The sequence below is a fragment of the Ruegeria sp. HKCCD7255 genome (assembly GCF_013031565.1).
Taxonomy (GTDB): domain Bacteria; phylum Pseudomonadota; class Alphaproteobacteria; order Rhodobacterales; family Rhodobacteraceae; genus Ruegeria.
This window is the reverse complement of record NZ_WQAG01000007.1, coordinates 216714-235263: the sequence shown is the minus strand read 5'-3', so window position 1 is coordinate 235263 and position 18550 is coordinate 216714. Positions and strand designations below refer to the sequence as shown.

21 protein-coding genes are annotated in these 18550 nt (G+C 58.2%); 9 read left to right on the top strand and 12 right to left on the bottom strand.

Annotated features, from left to right (window positions below):
• Positions 1-147 (bottom strand): ParB N-terminal domain-containing protein (locus GOX45_RS14780; protein ID WP_171101916.1); only part of this gene is annotated, 147 nt, incomplete at its 3' end.
• 128 nt (positions 148-275) lie between these two features.
• Here GOX45_RS14780 and GOX45_RS14775 point away from each other — a divergent pair.
• Positions 276-605, top strand: a complete 330-nt coding sequence (locus tag GOX45_RS14775) for a helix-turn-helix domain-containing protein (RefSeq protein WP_171101915.1) — start codon at positions 276-278, stop codon at positions 603-605.
• Positions 606-610: 5 nt separating this feature from the next.
• Positions 611-1465: an ImmA/IrrE family metallo-endopeptidase gene (locus GOX45_RS14770; protein ID WP_171101914.1), complete on the top strand. Its 855-nt coding sequence runs from the start codon at positions 611-613 to the stop codon at positions 1463-1465.
• Positions 1466-1897: 432 nt separating this feature from the next.
• On the opposite strand, the gene GOX45_RS14765 is transcribed toward GOX45_RS14770, so the two are convergent.
• The 4 genes from GOX45_RS14765 to GOX45_RS14750 all read right to left on the bottom strand — a co-directional run bounded on the left by GOX45_RS14765 (position 1898) and on the right by GOX45_RS14750 (position 6607).
• Positions 1898-2419, bottom strand: coding sequence for a DUF2478 domain-containing protein (locus GOX45_RS14765; RefSeq protein WP_171101929.1), 522 nt, complete (start codon positions 2417-2419; stop codon positions 1898-1900).
• 114 nt (positions 2420-2533) lie between these two features.
• Positions 2534-4600 carry a proline/glycine betaine ABC transporter permease gene (locus GOX45_RS14760; protein WP_171101913.1) on the bottom strand — a complete coding sequence of 689 codons (2067 nt, stop codon included), beginning with the start codon at positions 4598-4600 and terminating at the stop codon, positions 2534-2536.
• Positions 4597-5646 carry a betaine/proline/choline family ABC transporter ATP-binding protein gene (locus tag GOX45_RS14755; protein ID WP_171101912.1) on the bottom strand — a complete coding sequence of 350 codons (1050 nt, stop codon included), beginning with the start codon at positions 5644-5646 and terminating at the stop codon, positions 4597-4599. The genes GOX45_RS14760 and GOX45_RS14755 overlap by 4 nt, the downstream gene beginning before the upstream one ends.
• A gap of 10 nt (positions 5647-5656) precedes the next feature.
• Positions 5657-6607, bottom strand: a complete 951-nt coding sequence (locus tag GOX45_RS14750) for an ABC transporter substrate-binding protein (protein WP_171101911.1) — start codon at positions 6605-6607, stop codon at positions 5657-5659.
• Between the two features lie 408 nt (positions 6608-7015).
• Here GOX45_RS14750 and GOX45_RS14745 point away from each other — a divergent pair, with 408 nt between their 5' ends.
• Positions 7016-7702: a hypothetical protein gene (locus tag GOX45_RS14745; protein WP_171101910.1), complete on the top strand. Its 687-nt coding sequence runs from the start codon at positions 7016-7018 to the stop codon at positions 7700-7702.
• Between the two features lie 5 nt (positions 7703-7707).
• Here the strand turns inward: GOX45_RS14745 and GOX45_RS14740 are convergent, their stop codons facing one another.
• Entirely contained in the window at positions 7708-8115 is a 408-nt protein-coding gene (locus GOX45_RS14740; RefSeq protein WP_171101909.1) for a cytochrome c, read from the bottom strand.
• A 94-nt stretch (positions 8116-8209) separates the two neighbouring features.
• Here GOX45_RS14740 and GOX45_RS14735 point away from each other — a divergent pair, with 94 nt between their 5' ends.
• A complete protein-coding gene (locus GOX45_RS14735) occupies positions 8210-8647 on the top strand; it encodes a DMT family transporter (protein ID WP_171101908.1) in 438 nt (145 codons plus the stop codon).
• Here GOX45_RS14735 and GOX45_RS14730 read toward each other — a convergent pair.
• From GOX45_RS14730 to GOX45_RS14720, 3 genes are all read right to left on the bottom strand, one after another.
• Complete coding sequence (locus GOX45_RS14730) at positions 8631-9317, bottom strand: ABC transporter ATP-binding protein (protein WP_171101907.1); 687 nt, start codon at positions 9315-9317, stop codon at positions 8631-8633. The genes GOX45_RS14735 and GOX45_RS14730 overlap by 17 nt on opposite strands.
• Positions 9310-10596 carry a lipoprotein-releasing ABC transporter permease subunit gene (locus tag GOX45_RS14725; RefSeq protein WP_171101906.1) on the bottom strand — a complete coding sequence of 429 codons (1287 nt, stop codon included), beginning with the start codon at positions 10594-10596 and terminating at the stop codon, positions 9310-9312. Before GOX45_RS14725 ends, GOX45_RS14730 begins: the two co-directional genes overlap by 8 nt.
• Positions 10597-10677: 81 nt before the next feature.
• Positions 10678-11652: a hypothetical protein gene (locus GOX45_RS14720; RefSeq protein ID WP_171101905.1), complete on the bottom strand. Its 975-nt coding sequence runs from the start codon at positions 11650-11652 to the stop codon at positions 10678-10680.
• 339 nt (positions 11653-11991) lie between these two features.
• On the opposite strand from GOX45_RS14720, the gene GOX45_RS14715 reads away from it, so the two are divergent.
• Positions 11992-12351 carry a hypothetical protein gene (locus tag GOX45_RS14715; RefSeq protein ID WP_171101904.1) on the top strand — a complete coding sequence of 120 codons (360 nt, stop codon included), beginning with the start codon at positions 11992-11994 and terminating at the stop codon, positions 12349-12351.
• Here the strand turns inward: GOX45_RS14715 and GOX45_RS14710 are convergent.
• Complete coding sequence (locus tag GOX45_RS14710; protein WP_171101903.1) at positions 12348-13238, bottom strand: glycosyltransferase family 2 protein; 891 nt, start codon at positions 13236-13238, stop codon at positions 12348-12350. The genes GOX45_RS14715 and GOX45_RS14710 overlap by 4 nt on opposite strands.
• On the bottom strand, positions 13222-14562 hold the full coding sequence (gene proS, locus GOX45_RS14705) for a proline--tRNA ligase (protein ID WP_171101902.1): 1341 nt from the start codon (positions 14560-14562) through the stop codon (positions 13222-13224). The genes GOX45_RS14710 and proS overlap by 17 nt, the downstream gene beginning before the upstream one ends.
• Here proS and GOX45_RS14700 point away from each other — a divergent pair.
• From GOX45_RS14700 to GOX45_RS14685, 4 genes are read left to right on the top strand one after another with little or no spacing between them, the layout of a single operon-like run.
• A complete protein-coding gene (locus tag GOX45_RS14700) occupies positions 14494-14736 on the top strand; it encodes a hypothetical protein (protein ID WP_171101713.1) in 243 nt (80 codons plus the stop codon). The two genes, proS and GOX45_RS14700, sit on opposite strands and share 69 nt — an antisense overlap.
• 42 nt (positions 14737-14778) lie before the next feature.
• On the top strand, positions 14779-15852 hold the full coding sequence (locus tag GOX45_RS14695) for an AI-2E family transporter (protein WP_171101901.1): 1074 nt from the start codon (positions 14779-14781) through the stop codon (positions 15850-15852).
• The gene (locus GOX45_RS14690; protein ID WP_171101900.1) at positions 15853-16542 is read left to right on the top strand and encodes a DnaA ATPase domain-containing protein; all 690 of its coding nucleotides are present in this window, start codon (positions 15853-15855) and stop codon (positions 16540-16542) included.
• A gap of 49 nt (positions 16543-16591) precedes the next feature.
• Positions 16592-18136, top strand: coding sequence for a Ppx/GppA family phosphatase (locus tag GOX45_RS14685; RefSeq protein ID WP_371808985.1), 1545 nt, complete (start codon positions 16592-16594; stop codon positions 18134-18136).
• A 16-nt stretch (positions 18137-18152) separates the two neighbouring features.
• Here the strand turns inward: GOX45_RS14685 and GOX45_RS14680 are convergent, their stop codons facing one another.
• Positions 18153-18521 carry a hypothetical protein gene (locus tag GOX45_RS14680; protein WP_171101898.1) on the bottom strand — a complete coding sequence of 123 codons (369 nt, stop codon included), beginning with the start codon at positions 18519-18521 and terminating at the stop codon, positions 18153-18155.
• Positions 18522-18550: the final 29 nt, after the last annotated feature.

Below are 18550 nucleotides of genomic sequence, written 5' to 3'. Positions count from 1 at the left end.
CTCGTCGATCAACACCGGGTTGGTGAACCCGAACTGCGCGATGCTATCGGCAATCAGCCGCACCTGTTTCTTCGAATGTGTCCGGGCGTTGCGCGCCCAGGGTTTGAGATCGCGGATCGCGACATATTCAATCTTCGTCTCGGCCATCTTTGGCTCCTGTACTGCTTGCGGGTGGAATCGCTCCACCTGCCCTCATCGTTCGATATGTCTTACGATTTGACATTCGTCAACTTCAGGCGCATTCTGCCGTTCGACAAATCAGACACGGGGTTTCCATGAACATCGGGGAAAGGCTGTTCAGCCTACGACAGAAGAGCGGCGAGTCCTTGCAGCAGGTCGCCGATAAAGTCGGCGTGTCCAAAGCGCACGTCTGGGAGTTAGAAAAGGGCCGCAGCAAAAACCCTTCTTTTGAACTGGTTCGCAAGTTGGCGGCCCATTACGGCGTCAGCATCGATGTGCTGACGGGTGCAGCGGCGGAACCGAACGAAGGCGACCTGCAGATTGAACGGATTCATCGCGGCCTCGATGCCCTGTCAGACCGGGACAGGCAGATCGTCGAGCAGATGATCAAGAACATGCAGCAAACATCGTCAGCCGCGGACTGAAACGCGTGCCGCTGAACCGGATTGATCTTTCCGATATTAATCACCCTGCCCTGCTTGCGCGCATGGTCCACAAGCTGCTGGGCAAACAGGAGGGATCTGTCCCTGTCGAAGACATTGCAAAGGCATTAGATATTTCGGAGGTACGGCTCGATCGCTTCGACGGGTTCGAAGGCATGTTGCTGACGGACACAGTGCGTAGCACTGGCTGCATTCTCGCCAACATCTCGAAAGGACATCGGCGCGCGCGGTTCACGGTCGCGCATGAACTTGGGCATTTCCTTATGGAACGGCACCAGCTGTCCGCTACGACCGGCTTCACGTGCTCGACGCGGGATATGCGCGAGTCGCGGGAAGGACGACAGCATCTGCGCCAGGAAACGCAGGCCAACCAATTTGCGATCGAACTCCTGGCGCCGGATTACCTGATGGAGCCTTTTTATTCGCATGACCCGGATCTGCGGGACGCGCAGCATTTGATGAACTCTCTTGATGTGAGCCTCGAGGCCTGCGTGCGACGCATGGTGGAGCGGCGTGACGAACCATTGGCAGCGGTCTGGTCGCATAACGGGACCGTACGCTATTTCGCCAAGGGAGCAGACTTTCCGTTTCTCAATCTCAGCAGGGGCGACCGGATCCCGCAAACGTCAGCCGCGCATCGCGCGATCACCAATGCGAGCCCCGGCTTCACCCAGTTTGTCGAGGCAGACCCCCACCCCTGGACCGGCAGGTCGAACCTCGAACTCTACGAGCAAACGCGGGTCGCAAACAAAGGCCATGCAGTCACGCTGCTCTGGGCCGAACTGCCAGAAGACGAGGAAGACGGCGGCCTCAAGGAACTTGGCATCCCAGGCTTCCGGTGATCGAATTGGCTGTATTAGTTTCGGCCCTTGGCGCGATCCCTGTTCCCGGCAATCGCTTCCCTGTTCACACCGGCGCAATCCCTGTTCCAATGCGCAAAATCCCCTGTTCCTGAAAGAACAGGGAATTGCCCCCTAAACCCCTGTAAAACGTCATTTAATCTGAGCAGAAATCGGCGGAATTGGCGTTTCCGAGGCCAAAACCTCAGATTTTCCCTGTAAATTCCCTGTAAACAGGGAAATCCGAGGCAGAGACCGGTTCGCCGAAGACTGCGACCACCACCACTTCTCTTAACCACATGACACCTTTCATTGCAGCGGCCACCAATGGTGCTCGCAAGGTCTTGGCCTCAAATACGTGCAAGCCTGTCAACTCCTCCGCCGGTGCAAAGACCGTGCGAGCTAACAGCCAACTTCGGGTAGATCAGCGAAGGGTCAAACCTCGGCTGCACGTGTTGCGTCGACACGGTCAAACCAGTCGACGATTGCGTCTCCGTTTGGCTCCAGTTGCTCGGCCTGACCGCCTGTGAAGTCTTTGAATTTTTCGGCATTCAGACCGTTTACACCAAGCAACACTGGTATGCCCAAAGCCAGCGCCTCGCCGATGACTGGGCGGAACCCGCGTCCGTCTGCTTCGTGTTTCCCAAACTTATTGATGATCAACAGTTGCGGCGCTTGTGACAACGAACCGCTGACATAGCCGACCGCCTGCTCCAACGCTGCGGGATCCAGGCGACAGCCGCGCGAATGCGACCCAAGCGATTGCGAAATGCGAATCGTATCGCCATCAGGCAAGACCCGCAGGTCCATGTCACATTTGGCATCGTCGGCGCATTCCGTATTGGTCTGGACCACACCCGACAATAGGATACCACGCGTCAAAAGACGTTCGGCCACGGCGCTCAGCAGGCGATCGGTAGCGCCGCGATCCGTAGTTGTGACATAGGCCAGGTGCATCAGTTGGCTCCGTTGGTTCATTGCGTGACGGTCCAAATAGCACGGAACAACACAGTCGACCAGTTTTTGCAGAATGGAATCAGGCAGGGCGACGGTATCGCCCCTGCCTGTTACTCAAAGCCCCAAAGCCTTCCGGCGTTCTTCCGCAAAGCCCTGAACCATGCGGTCGGCGATCAAAGCCAGAATGGCCATTGCGGCCCCTGCCGAGACCCCAAGCCCCACATCCGCCTGACCCAGCGCCAGATAGATGGATTGGCCCAGCCCCGTCGTTCCAATCAGGGCAGCGATTACCAACATGGCAAAGGCATAAAGGATCGTCTGGTTCAGCCCCAGCAGAATGGTCGGTGCGGCATAAGGCGCGCGCACGTCGCGCATGATCTGCCACTCGGTCGCACCGCTCGAGATTGCGGCCTCCATCATCTCGTCCGGCGTGTTGACCAGCCCGTGCCGCGTATAACGGATCATCGGAACAATCGCGTAGGCACAGATCGCCAGAAAGGCCGAAAACTCGCCAATTTGGAACACCATCAGGACCGGGATCAGGAAGACAAACAGCGGGATGGTTTGAAGCATGTCACAAATCGGCCGGACAACCTTCCAGACCGGTGCCCATACAGCGCTGGCCAGACCGATCAACCCACCGAACACTGCACAGCTAAAGACCGCAGCACCGCTTAAGTACAGCGACAGCAAAGCCCGTTCCCACAGGCCGGATACCAGAATTGTGCTGAGCAGCCCCACCGACAGAGCAGACAGACGCCAGCCGCCCGCAACATAGCCCAAGGCCGCTGCTCCGGTCAGGACAAAGGGCCAGGGCAGGTTCGAGATACCGGTTTCCAAAATACCGATCAGGATCATTACGATCAGCCCGCCGGTCAGGTGCCCACGCCAGGCCATCAGGCCAGCAATCACAGCGCCAACAGCAAACAGCCCAAAGCTCATGCCAGAGGTCCATTGGAACCCCCAGGTGAACGGCAAAACAGCCTGGTCCAGACCAATGCGCAGTGGCAGCAGCACATAGAACAGCGAGTTGTTCTTGAGAGCATCCAGCCAGGGCCCGTTATTCTGGGTAAAGGCGGTCAATCCGCTGTCAACGGCCTGGGCCATCGGGTCCAGTACCGTCAATTCCGAGGGGTTGGGCAACCAATTGCGGAACGCCACGGTGAACAGAACCGCAAAGCCCAGCATCGCCCACACCACGCGGCGGTCATAGCGTTTGCGTTCGGTCGCCAAGGTGCCGCTCATCCGGTCAATGACCACAGCAAACACCACGATCACCAACCCGGCCATCAGGGATTCGCCAAATTGCGCCTTGCGCATGGTCAGAAGAACTTCCCAACCGATATCGTTGAACCCGCCGATCACAGCCGCGATGATCACCATGGACAGCGCCGCCATCAGGCATTGGTTCACACCCACCATGATCTGCGTCGTGGCGGCTGGGATTTCGACTTGAAACAGCTGTTGCAACCGCGTGCCACCAGACATGATGGCCGCTTCCTTGATCTCGGGCTCGACCCGTTCCAGCCCCAGCAGGACGTTCCGGGCCATGGGGGGGGCCGCATATATGGCCGAGGCGATCAGGCCAACAACCGGGCCAAACCCAAAGAGCAGCAGCAAAGGCGTCAGATATGCAAAGGTGGGCACGGTCTGCATGATGTCCAGAACCGCCTGTACGGCGCTTTTGACGCGCGGGACTTCATTGGCCAGAATGCCAATGCCACCACCCATGATCAGCGCCACCGGCACGGATACGGCCACAAGCGCCAGCGTGTTCATGCTTTCGGCCCAATAGCCCGAGGCCAGCACAAAGCTGAGCCCCAAAAAGCCCAAAGCGGCCATAGGCAGACCGCCCAGATACCAGCCTAGCGCCGTCACGATCCCGATCACAATCGGCCAAGGTGTGTTGCCCAGAACGAAATTGGCCCAATTCATCGGGTAGGCCATCAGGTCCGAAAACAAGCGCATTGCCGGTTTGATCAGATTCAGAAACCAGTCGAGGAAAGCTCCAACCCATTGCGTCGCAGGCAGTTCCCATGCCGCAGGCCATTTGACCAACCAAGGGGCGACGCCTTCGAGCGCGAGGCAGACGGCGCCGACAACCACCGTGATCAGCGCGGCTTTGGCACCAGTTGTCAGATGAAGTGAAGGCTGCGTCGGCAGGTCTGTAACGGCCGTCATGCCTCGTCCACCTGCAACGCGGCGGCCAGATCAGACGGGTTCACGGTACCGACGACCTTGCCATCGGCATCGCGCACCGGAACCGGCTCATACAGCTCCATGCACCGCGCCAGGGCGGCATCCAGCGTCATAGCAGTGGTCAGCCCCGGATCATCAGGCCCTTGCGCCTCACCCTCACGCATGACCGAGGCGACCTTGGCATGCTGGCCTTTGGCCACATCTTTGGAAAACTCGCGCACATAGTCATCGACGGGGCGCAACACGATATCCGTCGGCGTTCCAATCTGAACAATCTTGCCATCGCGCATGATCGCAATGCGGTCAGCCAGTTTCAGCGCCTCTTGGATATCATGGGTGATGAAAACGATGGATTTCTTCAATGTCGCCTGAATGCGCAGGAATTCGTCCTGCAACTGGCGGCGGATCAGCGGATCGAGCGCCGAGAATGGCTCGTCCAGAAACCAGATATCGGGGTTCACAGCCAAGCTGCGTGCAATCCCCACACGCTGCCGCTGCCCCCCGGACAGTTGGCGGGGAAAGCTGTCTTCGCGCCCTTCCAGCCCAACCAGTGAGATCACCTCTTGCGCGCGGGCCAGACGTTCCTTGCGGCCAACACCTTGCACGCGCAGAGGGTAGGCCACGTTTTCGGCTACGGTCATATGCGGGAAAAGGCCAAAATGCTGGAACACCATTCCCAGCTTTTTGCGGCGCAGTTCGGTCAGCTTTTTCTTGGAGGCCCCGACGACATTCTCTCCATCCACCCGGATTTCGCCACCGGTGCCTGGCAACAGCTGCGAAATGCAACGGATCAATGTGGATTTGCCCGAGCCGGACAGGCCCATGATGACAAACAGCTCGCCTTCCTTGACCTCGAAATTGGCGTCCTGCACAGCCGGGATAAACCCGTTTTCGCGAAGATCAGCGGCGGCTTTGTCAGCGTCATTCCCTGACCGAGACAGCGCGTCGGTCAGGGCTTTTTCGGCGCCATTGCCAAACACCTGCCAGAGGTTCTGGCAGGCGATGGCTGGCGTGTTCGTTTCAGTCACTAATGCAAGCTCACTGCGTTGCGGCGTCAACAACCGGGCGCCATTTGCCTTCGTTTTCCGACATCCACGCCGCGACAACCTCTTCAACAGAGCCGCCGTCAACGTCGATGGCCCCCATCATCGGCTGCTGATCTTCCACGGCCAGTTGATAGTTGCTGAGGATTTCGTAAGCCGCAGGCCATTTGTCTTCCATGCCACTCCAGCTGGCTTTGAAGATACGCGAGGGTGAAAAGTCGCAATCATTGACGGCGTTCGGGTTCGGACCCCAGGCGGGATCGTTAAAGCAGGCTTCTTCGCCTGCAGGCAGATCAACGAATTGCACATCATAGGCCGACATCGCCCAATGCGGCTGCCAGAACGTGATCAGCAGCGGCGATTTGCGCTCGGTCGATGCGCGAAGCTCGGCGATCAAGGCGCCCTCGGATCCGGCAGGAACGGCTTTGAACGGCAGTTCAAGCCCAGTCATGCGGTCAGCCCCGGGTGTGCCCCAATCGGCCGGGTAATCCACCAGACGGCCACCGGGCAAAGTTTCAGCGGTTGCAAACACTTGCGCGCAGTCCTTCAACGCCTCCCACGCAGGCAGGCCGGGGCACAGATCGGCCACATGGGCCGGGTATGCGATACCTTCCTTGGCATTCAGACCCAGATCGCCGATTTCAACAACCGTACCTTCTGCAACCTTCTTCGCGTATTCGTCTGACACGTTCGACGACCAGATTTCCAGCGTCGCGTCGATGTCACCATCAGCAAGCGCCTGGAACTGGTTCATCATGCCGGCAGTCACGTATTCAACGTTATACCCGGCGGCCTTGAGCATCTCGCCCGCGACATGAGTGGTGACGTGCTGCCCGGTCCATTCATTGATCGCCAGTTTGATCGGCTCGTCCACCGCGCCCATATCCGCGGCGTGCGCGCCGGTGGCCACAACAATCGCCATCAGGCTTACACCCAGTTTTTTCATGAGATAGTCTCCCTGTTTTCTGTTCATGTTCCCCGTTCCCGAAATGGCCCGGCCGAGGATTTCTGTTGCACGAAAGATTTCCTTTAACATGCGCCAATTTGGACAGAGATGGAAGAACAAAGCACTGGCCTGACTGCGATGTCAGACCTGCGCAATTCGCCCCTAAAACGGATCCGATCTTGCAAAAACCGTGATCCGTACACCCCTAGACAGAAAACAGGCTGCGGGATTTTGATTGACTAGTCAATTATGAATATCGCTGACTCTGCCAATTGAGCAACTTTGCTAAAGAAATTGGCACCGAAACCGCCTGGAAACAGCTTCGCGGGCAATCTCGCGCCGCCCTCGAATCAAACCGCTCGTGAAAACCGCTTGCGCAAGCACCAACGCGCGCTACGGTTGCGTAGTATGACGCGTTTTCTTTTGCTTTCTTTTCTTATGGTGCTGGCAACCTGTGGTCGCCCTCTGACAGAACAGGAACGCGCTTTTGCGAGCAACATTCAAGGTGAAACGCTGAACCTGGATCGCGTCCGTCTGGTAGAAGGAGCGCCCGTGGCTTCGGTCACCTACACGCGCAAAGCCAGACCGCGCTTGGCGTGCCGCGAACGCATCCTGCCTCCGGTCAAGGAAGAAACCGTCACCGGTAAACCTGCTGCCGTGGCCCTGTTCAACCGCGTCTACTTTACCAAAGACTGGTATCTTGACGATTACATGTCGAAATACCCCGAGCGCGTGAACTTGATTGCGGCCATGTTGCTGGCGCACGAATTGACCCATGTCTGGCAATGGCAGAATCGCGCCACCACCGGATATCACCCGTTGCGCGCCGCTGCTGAGCATACGGGACAGGACGATCCCTATCTGTTTGACCTTGATACTTCGCCTGATTTTCTGGCCTATGGGTTCGAACAGCAAGGCGCGATTGTCGAGGAGTATGTTTGTTGCCGCGCGCTGGACCCGGACGCACCGCGTACCCAGCGGCTCCACGACATGTTAAGCAAACACATGGACGTTTCTACCCTGCCGCAAGGCCGTAGGGAACGCGATGTCGAATTGCCCTGGGCGGGCGCCGAGATCGAAGGCATTTGCCGCTGAACCGGTTAACCGTCCTGGATGGTCATCAAGTATTCCACCAGATCGACAATCGGCTGGCTGGTCAGAATAGGCTGCCCCGCAGGGGTTTTCATCGCAGTATCCTGGCCTTCGAAATAGGGGCCATAGACAGGCATCGGGCTACCGTGGCTGACCAACGGATCCCGCCCGTCGATCCGCGCAACGACACGCGCTGTTGGGAACACGCCATCGTCACCGGCCAGCGTCCGCAGGTTCACTGGCTGAACCACCAGAACCCCGGCCATCGGCCCGTTCCCGGTTGCATCCAGCCCGTGGCAGGTCGCGCAATAATGCTGATAAAGCTCTGCGCCAACTTCCGCGTCCTGTGCCAAAGCCTCTGAGCCAGATACCGCACAAACACTGGCAAAACAAAGTGTGAGAACCGTGCCTCTCATCGCATCCTCCACTGGTTTCAGTCATTTACAGACTTGTCGGCAAGCGCGCGGGGCGCAATGATCCAGATCAATGGGGCGGAGGAAAGGGCGCGATATGACACAATACGCAGCGATCATGCTTGTCGCGGGATTCGGCATCCCGATACTGGCGGCGCTGAACGCCGCGCTTGGCAGGATGATCGGGTCTCCGAACACGGCCGCTGTCATCCTGTTTGCGATTGCGTTCGGGACCTCGGCTCTGGCTCTTGTCCTGCTGCCCGGCACGTCGGGGTTCGCCAAAGCGGCGCAAGCGCCCAAACACCTGTTTCTGGCTGGTGTGCTGATCGCCTTTTACGTTCTGTCCATCACCCATGTGGCCCCGCATTTCGGTGTCGGCAACGCGGTGTTCTTTGTTCTGCTGGGGCAATTGATCAGCGCGGCTGCGATCGACCATTTCGGCCTTTTTGGCGCACAAGTCTCACCGCTGACATGGATACGGGCGGGCGGTATTGCGGTGATGGCTTTGGGCGTTGCGATTACCCAACTGGCTTAAGCACACCGTTTTCCAGCCGCACCATCCGGTCCATACGCGCTGCAAGGTCCAGATTGTGCGTGGCGATCAGAGCCGACAATCCGGCCTCGCGCACCAGAGACATCAGCGCCTCGAACACCTGATCAGATGTGCCGGGGTCAAGGTTACCGGTTGGTTCATCCGCCAGCAACACGCGCGGAACATTGGCCAGGGCGCGACAAAACGCAACCCGCTGTTGTTCTCCGCCCGACAAGGCAGCCGGTCGGTGCCCCGCCCGCGCAGCCACGCCGACGCGATCCAGCAACTGCATAGCGCGATCCTTGGCCGCGGCCTCAGACGCACCATTCGCCAGTTGCGGCAGAACGATATTCTCCAACGCGGTGAACTCGGGCAGCAAGTGGTGGAACTGATAGACAAAGCCCACATCCTGACGGCGAATACCCGTGCGTTTTCGATCACTTGTGCCTGACGCCACTTGTCCTGCAACCTCGACCGTTCCCTGATCCGGAGTGTCGAGTAGTCCTGCTATATGCAACAGCGTAGACTTCCCAGCCCCAGAAGGCGCGACAAGCGCCACCGCCTCGCCCGCGCGCAGTTCCAGATCGACGCCGCGCAACACCTGCACTTCGGCCGGTGTACCTTGCAGATAGGTTTTCGTCAGACCGGTCAGCCGCAATGCCACATCACTCATAGCGCAGAGCCTCAACCGGGTTTAGCCGCGCCGCGCGACGGGCCGGAAAATAAGTGACAAGGAAGGACAATCCCAGTGACAAGCCGATGGCCTTTAATACGTCAGACAAGTGCAACTCGGCCGGCAGAGCATAGATCCCGCGAATGGCCGGGTCCCACACCCCGCCCCCCATCAGGAAATTCACGAACGAGAATATCGGATCGATATAAAGCGCAAAAAGGCATCCTAGAATGACGCCCATCGTGGTGCCGATGATGCCGGTGAACGCACCGCAAATAAAGAACACGCGCAGGATTGACCCCTCGCTCAGCCCGATGGTGCGCAAGATCCCGATATCCCGACCCTTGTTTTTGACCAGCATGATCAGACCCGACACAATGTTCATCGCGGCGATCAGAACCAGGATCGACAGGATGATGAACATGACATTGTCTTCAACCTCAAGCGCACGCAGGAATCCGCCAGAGGCGTCCTGCCATGTCCATAATTGCGACCGCTCGCCTGCAGCTTCGAGGATCGGGATCAGAACAGGATTCAGGTTTTCCGGCTGCGCCACCATGACTTCGATCTCATCGGCAACACCATCCCGGTTGAAAAAGCTCTGCGCCTCGGCAAATGGCATGTAGACCCGCGTGCGGTCGATGTCGTAGCGGCCAGCCGAGAACACATAGACCACCTCATAGGCGTTGACCCTGGGTGATGTGCCAAAAGCCGTCTTGACCCCGTTGGGGGACGTGACCTTGATCCGGTCACCCACGGTTGCGCCGATTGCGCGGGCCACGCCGGAGCCGATTGCGATACCCTCGGGATATCGGCTCAGATCACCGTAAGCCTGATCACTCTCAGCAATGCCTGGCAGCTGATACAGATCCTCAGGGCGCATGCCAAAGACCTCAACACCGGTGCTGCGGTCTCGGTTGGTGATCAGAACCTGCCCCTTGACCAAGGGCGCGGCACGTTCAACCCCGGGCACGTTAGCAATGCGTTGCGCCATGCCGTCGAAATCTGTCAGCGTCCGATCAACCCGGCCCTGTGCGTCAAGCTCTCCGGCGGAATACACGCTGACATGCGCGTTGGCCCCCAGGATCGTACCAACAAACTCCGCGCGAAAGCCGGACCGCACTGCTAAGGTCGCGATCAACGCAAAAACTGCCAAGGTGATGCCGATCAGCGAGATCCAGGTCATCACGCTGACACCGCCTTCGGCGCGCCGCGCACGCAGATAGCGCCATGCAATCTTCCACTCAAACGGGGCAAAAGGAGGGGGGGTCGTGGCCATTACTGCTCCGGCATTGCTTTGGCGCAGACCCTTTCGGGATTTCCGCCAAGGGTCAAGCCGTTAGACATCCAGGGCTTGGAGTTAGGCAGAAAGAGCGGATGTTTTGTCCAGAATGGCTTTGGTTATTCCACGGCTGCAAACACCGCGCACCTCAAGCTGTTGGAACACTGTATCGCGCAAATCCGCAGGCAGGTTCGAAATTGCCCGGTTGTGCAACCCAAGGCTCAGCGACGCCTGATCATCGATTCGCGCAACTTGATGCGCCAATTGCTGCGGCGAATAGGTCGGCCAGAGGCCGATATTGTGATCTGTCACCGCTTCAAACCACGGGTCTAGCCCACCTTGCGTTTTCAGGCAGTAAGCATTGAGCAACATGAACTCGGACGGACGTCGCCGCGAGCCAAAGAGCGCCTGCACTGATCCATAGCGTTCGTTGATCTCATCCAGCAGCGCAAGGATCAGTGACCGCCGGACCGGATAGGGAGTAGCGAAGGTTGTCGTCCTCACCTGATCCATATCGGGATGCGGAACATCCAACGCATCCAGGCTTTGCAGCAGCCAGTTGCGATGGAAATCACTTTCGATCTCGAACATGTTGATCCGCGCGGCACCGCTGTCCGAGAAAAACTCGGACATATCGAACCGGCGCAGTAAAAGGTTCTTGGCGTCGAAAAGCACCATGTTTTCAGACTTAGCCACGCGCGCAGATCCAAGTTTGAGCGCTTGTTGCGTGCGGTATCCGTTGTTTCCGCGCCAGCCACCGTTGCGGGCAAAGGGGATGCGATACCGGTTCTCGATCAGAGCGCGATACAAGGTCGGGCGTTTTGCGCAATGCTCTGGCCCCAACAAAACCTCGTCGCCCCCGACGACGTGAACTTTGGATCGCAACGGGCCGTAGGAGGGCAAGATCGGATCGATCTTGGTACGCAACCCGGCCTCATCAACGTCGTTCATGATGACGTGGATCGAGGCGACCATTTCCGGATCGACAAAACGCGCAAAAGACCTGGCCTGCAGCTCTAGCAGCGGCACATCTTTCGAATACACTATCGTCACAAAACTTAGCACGCGGCGTCGGCCCCCAATTGCTCAGCCTTCAGTCGAGCATGTACCAGAGTTTCTTCCAGGTCACTACACAAGTCGTCACAAAACGGTAGGTCGTCAAGACCTACACAATACTGAATGAGTTGGAACAAAACTTAGTAAACTTTTGGTTGAGAAGTTTTTCACAGACACGGCCTTATTGTTTCCGATATGGGTTTAATTCACGGACCCGATGGCAACTGAACTCATTTTGCAACGGTATTTGGCTAATTTGATTTCGCATTTTGCTTATTTTGGGAAATTTCGACACCCTATCGTTGGGGGAACACAAATTCAGAGCGGGGGTCGCTCATGAGTATTGAAGGGGAAAGCAAAGACGCAGGCCGGGAAGAGGCAATATCAGCCTCGCAACAGTTAGACTGTGAGACGGCCATGCTGTTACGGGCGACAATCCGCCCAATCTTTGCAAATGCGGGCAGCTGGACCGCATTGGCCGAGGTTCTGAAGGACAAAGGCTATCGCCTCGCCTTCCGACGTGGTCGGCTGTGCATCACCGAACACGAAACGGGCAAGCGGGTCTGCGGGCTAAAGTTTCTCGGGATCGAATTTCTGGATCTGGTACGCCGAATGGGGCGCCCGATCGTCGTGGCCCGAGGCAAGCACGCAGATGGCGACGTACTGACAGCCCGTCCGCACATCAGCCGCGCCTAGTATTTGCGCCAGACCTGAAGCGAACGGCGCAGGGTTTTGGCCAAGCAATGTCGTGCTGCAATCTTGATCGGCTCGGGCGTGTCCGGCCTCCGCAAAAGCTCAAGCAGCAATCGCGCTGGCATGTGGCCGCGTCTGTAGAACTCAGCAAAGTCCTCTAGCGTCAGGTTTCGGGCTGACTTGAACCCGTCGTAGAACTTTAGCCAGACCCTTGCATAGTCCAGCCCGGTTTCGGCATCATCCTGGGTCACACCTCTGTCCCAGAACAACGAAACCGCATCGTCCATACGCTCCCCTTGATACCCTGAAGCGATCAGTCGCAACATCAGGTCGTAATCAGCAGCAATCCGAAAATTGGTGTCATGTCCCCCCAAGGCCAGAAAAACGTCGCGGCGCAGAAAAACCGAGTTATGGCAAAAGGGCATGCGCTGAAGAATGGCTGTGACCGACATCCGTTTTTCTTTGCGCGTCTCGCCGCTTTGGAACTTTTGCACCGTAGAGCCGTATAGAAAGGCAGGACGTGTCGCTCGTAATCGATCAGCGGCCATGTTCAGCACATCATCCGAGGCAAGCGCGTCGTCCGAGTTCAAGAACAGAACGTATTCGCCGCGCGCGGCTGCAACGCCCTTGTTCATCGCGTCATAAAGCCCGGTATCGGGTTCAGAGATCAGACGCGCATTCGGGGCCTGATTGATCAGTTCCTGAACGAACGCAACGGTACCATCGGTAGAGGCACCGTCTTGAATGATATGCTCGGCCTCGGCGCAGTTTTGGCGCGCCATGCAGGCCATCGCGCGCTCGAACCCCGCCTGCCGCCCTTGCGACAGCAGATCATAGGTCGCCGTGACGACCGAGATCAGCGGGGAAGAGGCTTCAGCCGAGTTGCTCATAAATCTCGGCGATCTTGGTGACCGCAGCTTCGGGGCTCAACTCTTCGCTTTCGCCTGTGCGGCGGCTGGTCAGTTCGACCACACCGTTTTTCAGGCCACGTGGACCCACAGTGATCCGCCAGGGCAAACCGATCAGATCCATGGTGGCAAACTTGCCCCCTGCCCGTTCATTGCGATCATCATAAAGCGGCTCAAGGCCCAGCGCGGTCAGGGCGGCATAGAGTTTGTCACAGGCCGCATCGGCCTCTTCATCGCCTTGCTTGAGGTTTACGATACCGCAATGGAACGGGGTCACGCCTTCGGGCCAAATGATGCCCTTGTCGTCATGGCTCGCCTCAATAATCGCGCCGATCAGACGGCTGACACCGATGCCGTGACTGCCCATGTGAACCGGCGTCGGCTTTCCGTCAGGGCCTTGGACAGTTGCCCCCATCGCCTCGGAATATTTGGTGCCGAAATAGAAGATTTGACCGACTTCGATACCACGCGCCACGCGGCGACGCTCCTCAGGGACCTGATTAAACAGCGCCTCATCATGGGTTTCATCGGTGCGCGCGTATTTTGAGGTGAACTCTTCCAGAATGGCCTGGCACTGCGCCCGGTCATCATAGTCAATGTCCCTGTCGCCAAAGGTCAGGTCGGTGACGGCGCTGTCATAGAAGACCTCGGATTCGCCGGTGTCGGCCAGCACCAAGAATTCATGCGTGTCATCCCCACCAATGGGACCGGAATCCGCGCGCATCGGGATGGCTTGCAGGCCCATGCGTTCATAGGTGCGCAGATAGCTGACCAGATGACGGTTATAAGCGTGCAGCGCGTCCTCTTTGGTCAGGTCGAAATTATACCCGTCCTTCATGTAAAACTCGCGCCCCCGCATCACGCCAAAGCGCGGGCGGATCTCGTCGCGGAATTTCCACTGGATCTGATAGAGCGTCAGCGGCAGGTCTTTATAGCTGTTGACGTGGCCGCGGAAAATGTCAGTCACCAGTTCCTCAGCCGTTGGCGTGTAAAGCATATCGCGCCCGTGCCGGTCCTGCATCCGCAGCATTTCCTGGCCGTAGTCGTCATAACGCCCGGACTCGCGCCACAGGTCCGCCGATTGCAGGATCGGCATCTGAATGGCGATATGCCCGGCCCGCGCCTGTTCCTCATGCACGATGTTTTCCAGCTTGCGCAGAACCTTGAAGCCCAGTGGCAGCCAGGAATAAATCCCCGCAGCGGCTTGCTTGATCATGCCTGCGCGCAGCATCAGCCGATGGCTGACGATCTGAGCCTCGGAGGGGTTTTCCTTGAGAACGGGCAAAAAGTAACGGCTGAGGCGCATTATTTAACCTTCAAAGGTGAATTGGAACATCAAAAGGTGATTATGCCAAAGCCCCGCCGGGGGCAATCACGCAATGACAAATTTACCACCCTGGGTCGCAACGCAGGGTTTGACGCCGAAACTGCCGGGCAAGGAAAAGCGGGCCAGATGAAGCGCTTGCATCAGCGCCTTTGATGCGCCAAGAACAACCTCAAGAGCCGCAACAAGGGGATCGCCATGGCTTTGCCGGTTAAGGATCAGCTTCGCTACTGGGGTGTGGTGGCTGCGGTTTTTGTGTTGATTCTCTGGGCCTTGGGCGACGTTCTTCTGCCTTTCGTGATCGGTGGCGCCATCGCCTATTTCTTGGACCCGGTCGCCGACCGGCTTGAGAAACTGGGCCTGTCCAGAATGGCGGCAACTGCCGTGATTACCGTGGTTGGCGTGTTGAGCTTTGTCTTGCTGATCGTGATGGTCGTGCCCGCGCTGATCACACAATTGCTGGATCTGGTTGATATCCTTCCCAGCCTGTTCAAAGAGCTGCGCGGCTTTATCGAACGTCAGTTCCCATCCCTGCTGGATCAGGAATCGAGCACGCACCAGATGCTTGTGTCATTCGGAGAAACCCTGAAATCCAAAACCGGTGATGTTCTGCAAACGGTTCTGGCATCACTGGGTTCGGCCATCAATATCGTTGTGCTGATTGTCATCGTCCCGGTTGTCTCGGTCTATCTACTGATGGATTGGGACCGCATGATCGCCCGCATTGGCGAGCTGCTGCCGCGTGACCATGCCCCCACCATCAAGCGCCTCGCAAGCGAGATCGACGCTGTTCTGGCCTCGTTTGTGCGTGGTATGGGCACGGTCTGTTTGATCCTAGGTACCTATTATGCCGTCGCACTGATGCTGGCGGGACTGCAATTTGGTTTGATCGTAGGATTCATCGCCGGAATGGTGACGTTCATCCCCTATCTGGGCGCTCTGATTGGCGGAGCGTTGGCCATCGGCCTGGCCCTGTTTCAATTCTGGGGCGATTGGGCCCATATCGCATTGATTGCAGGCATCTTTGCGGTCGGTCAGGTGACCGAGGGCAATTTCCTGACCCCAAAACTGGTCGGCAGTTCGGTGGGGCTACACCCGGTCTGGTTGCTGCTGGCGCTGTCAGTTTTTGGGGCGCTGTTTGGCTTTGTCGGTATGTTGATCGCGGTTCCTGTTGCAGCAGGCTTGGGCGTGCTGGCGCGTTTCGGGACGTCGCTCTACCTCGACAGTCGCCTCTATACGGGGCTGGAAGGACAAGCGCAGGACGACGCGTGAATGGCCACTCAACTCAGCTTTGACCTGCCCTCAAAAAACGCTTTGGGGCGCGAAGATTTCTTTGTCTCGCCGGCCAATGCCTTGGCGGTTGCCATGATCTCGGCCACCTCTTGGCCCGGGGACAAACTGGTTCTGACCGGCCCAACCGGATCGGGTAAAACACACCTGACCCATGTTTGGGCCGCCGAGGCCAAGGCCGCCATCATTCAGGCCAGCACCCTGCGCCATGATGACGTGCCGCAATTGGCGCGGGGTCCGGTCGCCGTGGAAGACGTACCGTTGATTGCGACGGATCCTGAGCAGCAGAAAACCCTGTTCCATCTGCACAATCTGGTTCTGGCCGAAGGCAATTCCCTGCTGTTGACCGGGCGCGCCGCGCCCAGTTTCTGGGGTCTGACCCTGCCCGATCTGCAAAGCCGCATTGAAGGCGCACATCACGTTGCGCTTGAGGCCCCGGATGATGCCTTGCTGGGCGCGGTGCTGGCCAAGCTGTTTACCGACCGGCAACTGAATCCGGCCCCCGACGTAATGGCCTATCTGGTCAAACACATGGATCGCAGCTTTGAATCGGCCGCCCTGGTGGTTGATCGGCTGGACCAGATTGCGCTGGACGAAAAGCGCGAGATCACCCGCGCACTGGCCGTTCGGGTTCTGAACGCCCGCAACGACAAAGACCATGGGGATGATTGACCCAGCCATGACGATTGCGCATCCTGCGACCCAAAAGACCGGGGATATGATGGAACACAGCACCGAGATCGACGCCACGGACTATGGACCGTTCGGCAAGCCACTGATCGGTGATCCAAGTCTGCGCGCGCTGTCGCGCGTGGGAGTCGTGGATGTCGGATCAAACTCTGTCCGAATGGTGATTTTTGACGGCGCCGCGCGGTCACCGGCTTACTTCTATAATGAAAAGGTCATGTGCGAATTGGGTGCGGGCCTGTCGGAAACCGGGCGCCTGAACCCACGCGGATGCGAGCGGGCGATGGCGGCGCTGCGGCGGTTTCGTCACGTGGCAAATGATCTGGGCGTCCCCAAGCTTCATACCGTGGCTACGGCGGCTGTACGCGAAGCTGAAGACGGCCCCGATTTCTGCGATCTGGTCGAGCGCGAGATCGGCCTGAACATTCAGGTCGTCGATGGTTCGGAAGAGGCGCGGCTTTCGGCGCAAGGCGTCCTGCTGGGCTGGCCCGGAGCCTACGGCTTGATCTGCGACATCGGCGGTTCTTCCGTCGAGCTGGCCGAGATCGGAGGCGGGCAAGTGGGCCGACGGATGACCTCCCCCCTTGGGCCGCTGAAGCTGCGCGACATCAAGGGCGGACGCCGAGCGCGCAAAGCCCATATCAAGAAGACAATGGAAGAGATGCGCGACCAGATGGGTCTACAACGAGACCGTCTGTTTCTGGTCGGCGGCAGTTGGCGGGCCTTTGCCCGGATCGACATGCTGCGCCGCGGGTATCCTCTGAACGTTCTGCATGAATACCGCATGACCCACCAGCACGTGCGCGAAACAATTAAGCTCATCGAAAAAAGCGACGCGGATGAGCTGCGCAGCCAGGCCGGTGTGTCCGGCTCGCGTATGGCGCTGATGCCCTATGCGATGGACGTGCTGGCCCGGTTGATCCGCACGTTCAAACCCAAGGATATCGCCATATCCAGCTATGGCATTCGCGAAGGGCTGCTGTTCGAACAAATGCCCCAACATCTGCGGGACCGGGATCCGTTGATCGAAGCCAGCCGCTTTGCCGAAGCCAAGGACGCCCGTCTGCCGGGCTTTGGCAAGCATCTGTTCGACTTTGTTATGCCGCTCTTTCGCTCGGCCCCGCCGCAGAAGGTGCGGTTGATCAAGGCCGCTTGCCTGTTGCATGACGTTAGCTGGCGCGCGCATCCCGACTATCGCGCCGAGGTCTGTTTCGAATATGTCACCCGCGCTAACATGAGCGGTTTGAAACATTCCGAACGCGTGTTCATCGGGCTCGCGCTGCAGCATCGCTATCGCAACAAACGCGAGGGCAACCGCTTTGCCCCGCTCTATGAGTTGCTGGACGAACGCAGCCAGAAGCAGGCCGAAGTTCTGGGCAAGGCCATGCGGTTTGGTGCGATGCTGTGGATGCCGAACACCGCCGCGATGGGCAAACTGAAATTCTATCCCAAGAAACAAGAGATTGAGCTGATCCTGCCAAAGATCGCACAACCCGTATTCAACGAAGTGGCCGAGGCCCGGTTCAAATCATTGGCAAATGCCCTGAAAGCCGAAGCCCGCGTGATCGTCCGGCGCTAGGAACGCGCGGCGCGTATCAAATATCAGTTATGCCAGTTTCCGGGTCTGGTAGCGGCAAGTCCGGCTCATCCTGCGGTGGCTTCTTGCGAATGATGATGTCACCGTTGGGCAGCATCTCTGGCAACTCATAGGCGCTCCAATCTTCAATCTGCGCGGCAAGCTCGGCCAGGGCCGGTCCCATTTCCATCAGAAAAGATTGCATCGCTGGGCCAAACTGATCTGCCAGCCCCAGCAGGTCTTCCAGAGCGGGCTCCATTTCCTGCCGTAGCCCTTCCAGAAAAAGCTCGGCCCCGCGTTCCATCAGCGACGGGCCTTCTTGCTCTTGCGCCGCCGCAGGCAGCGCCATGGCAACGCTCAGACAGGAAGAGATCAAAAGTTGTTTCATGGGCTCAATATAGCTCTTGCACACCATGG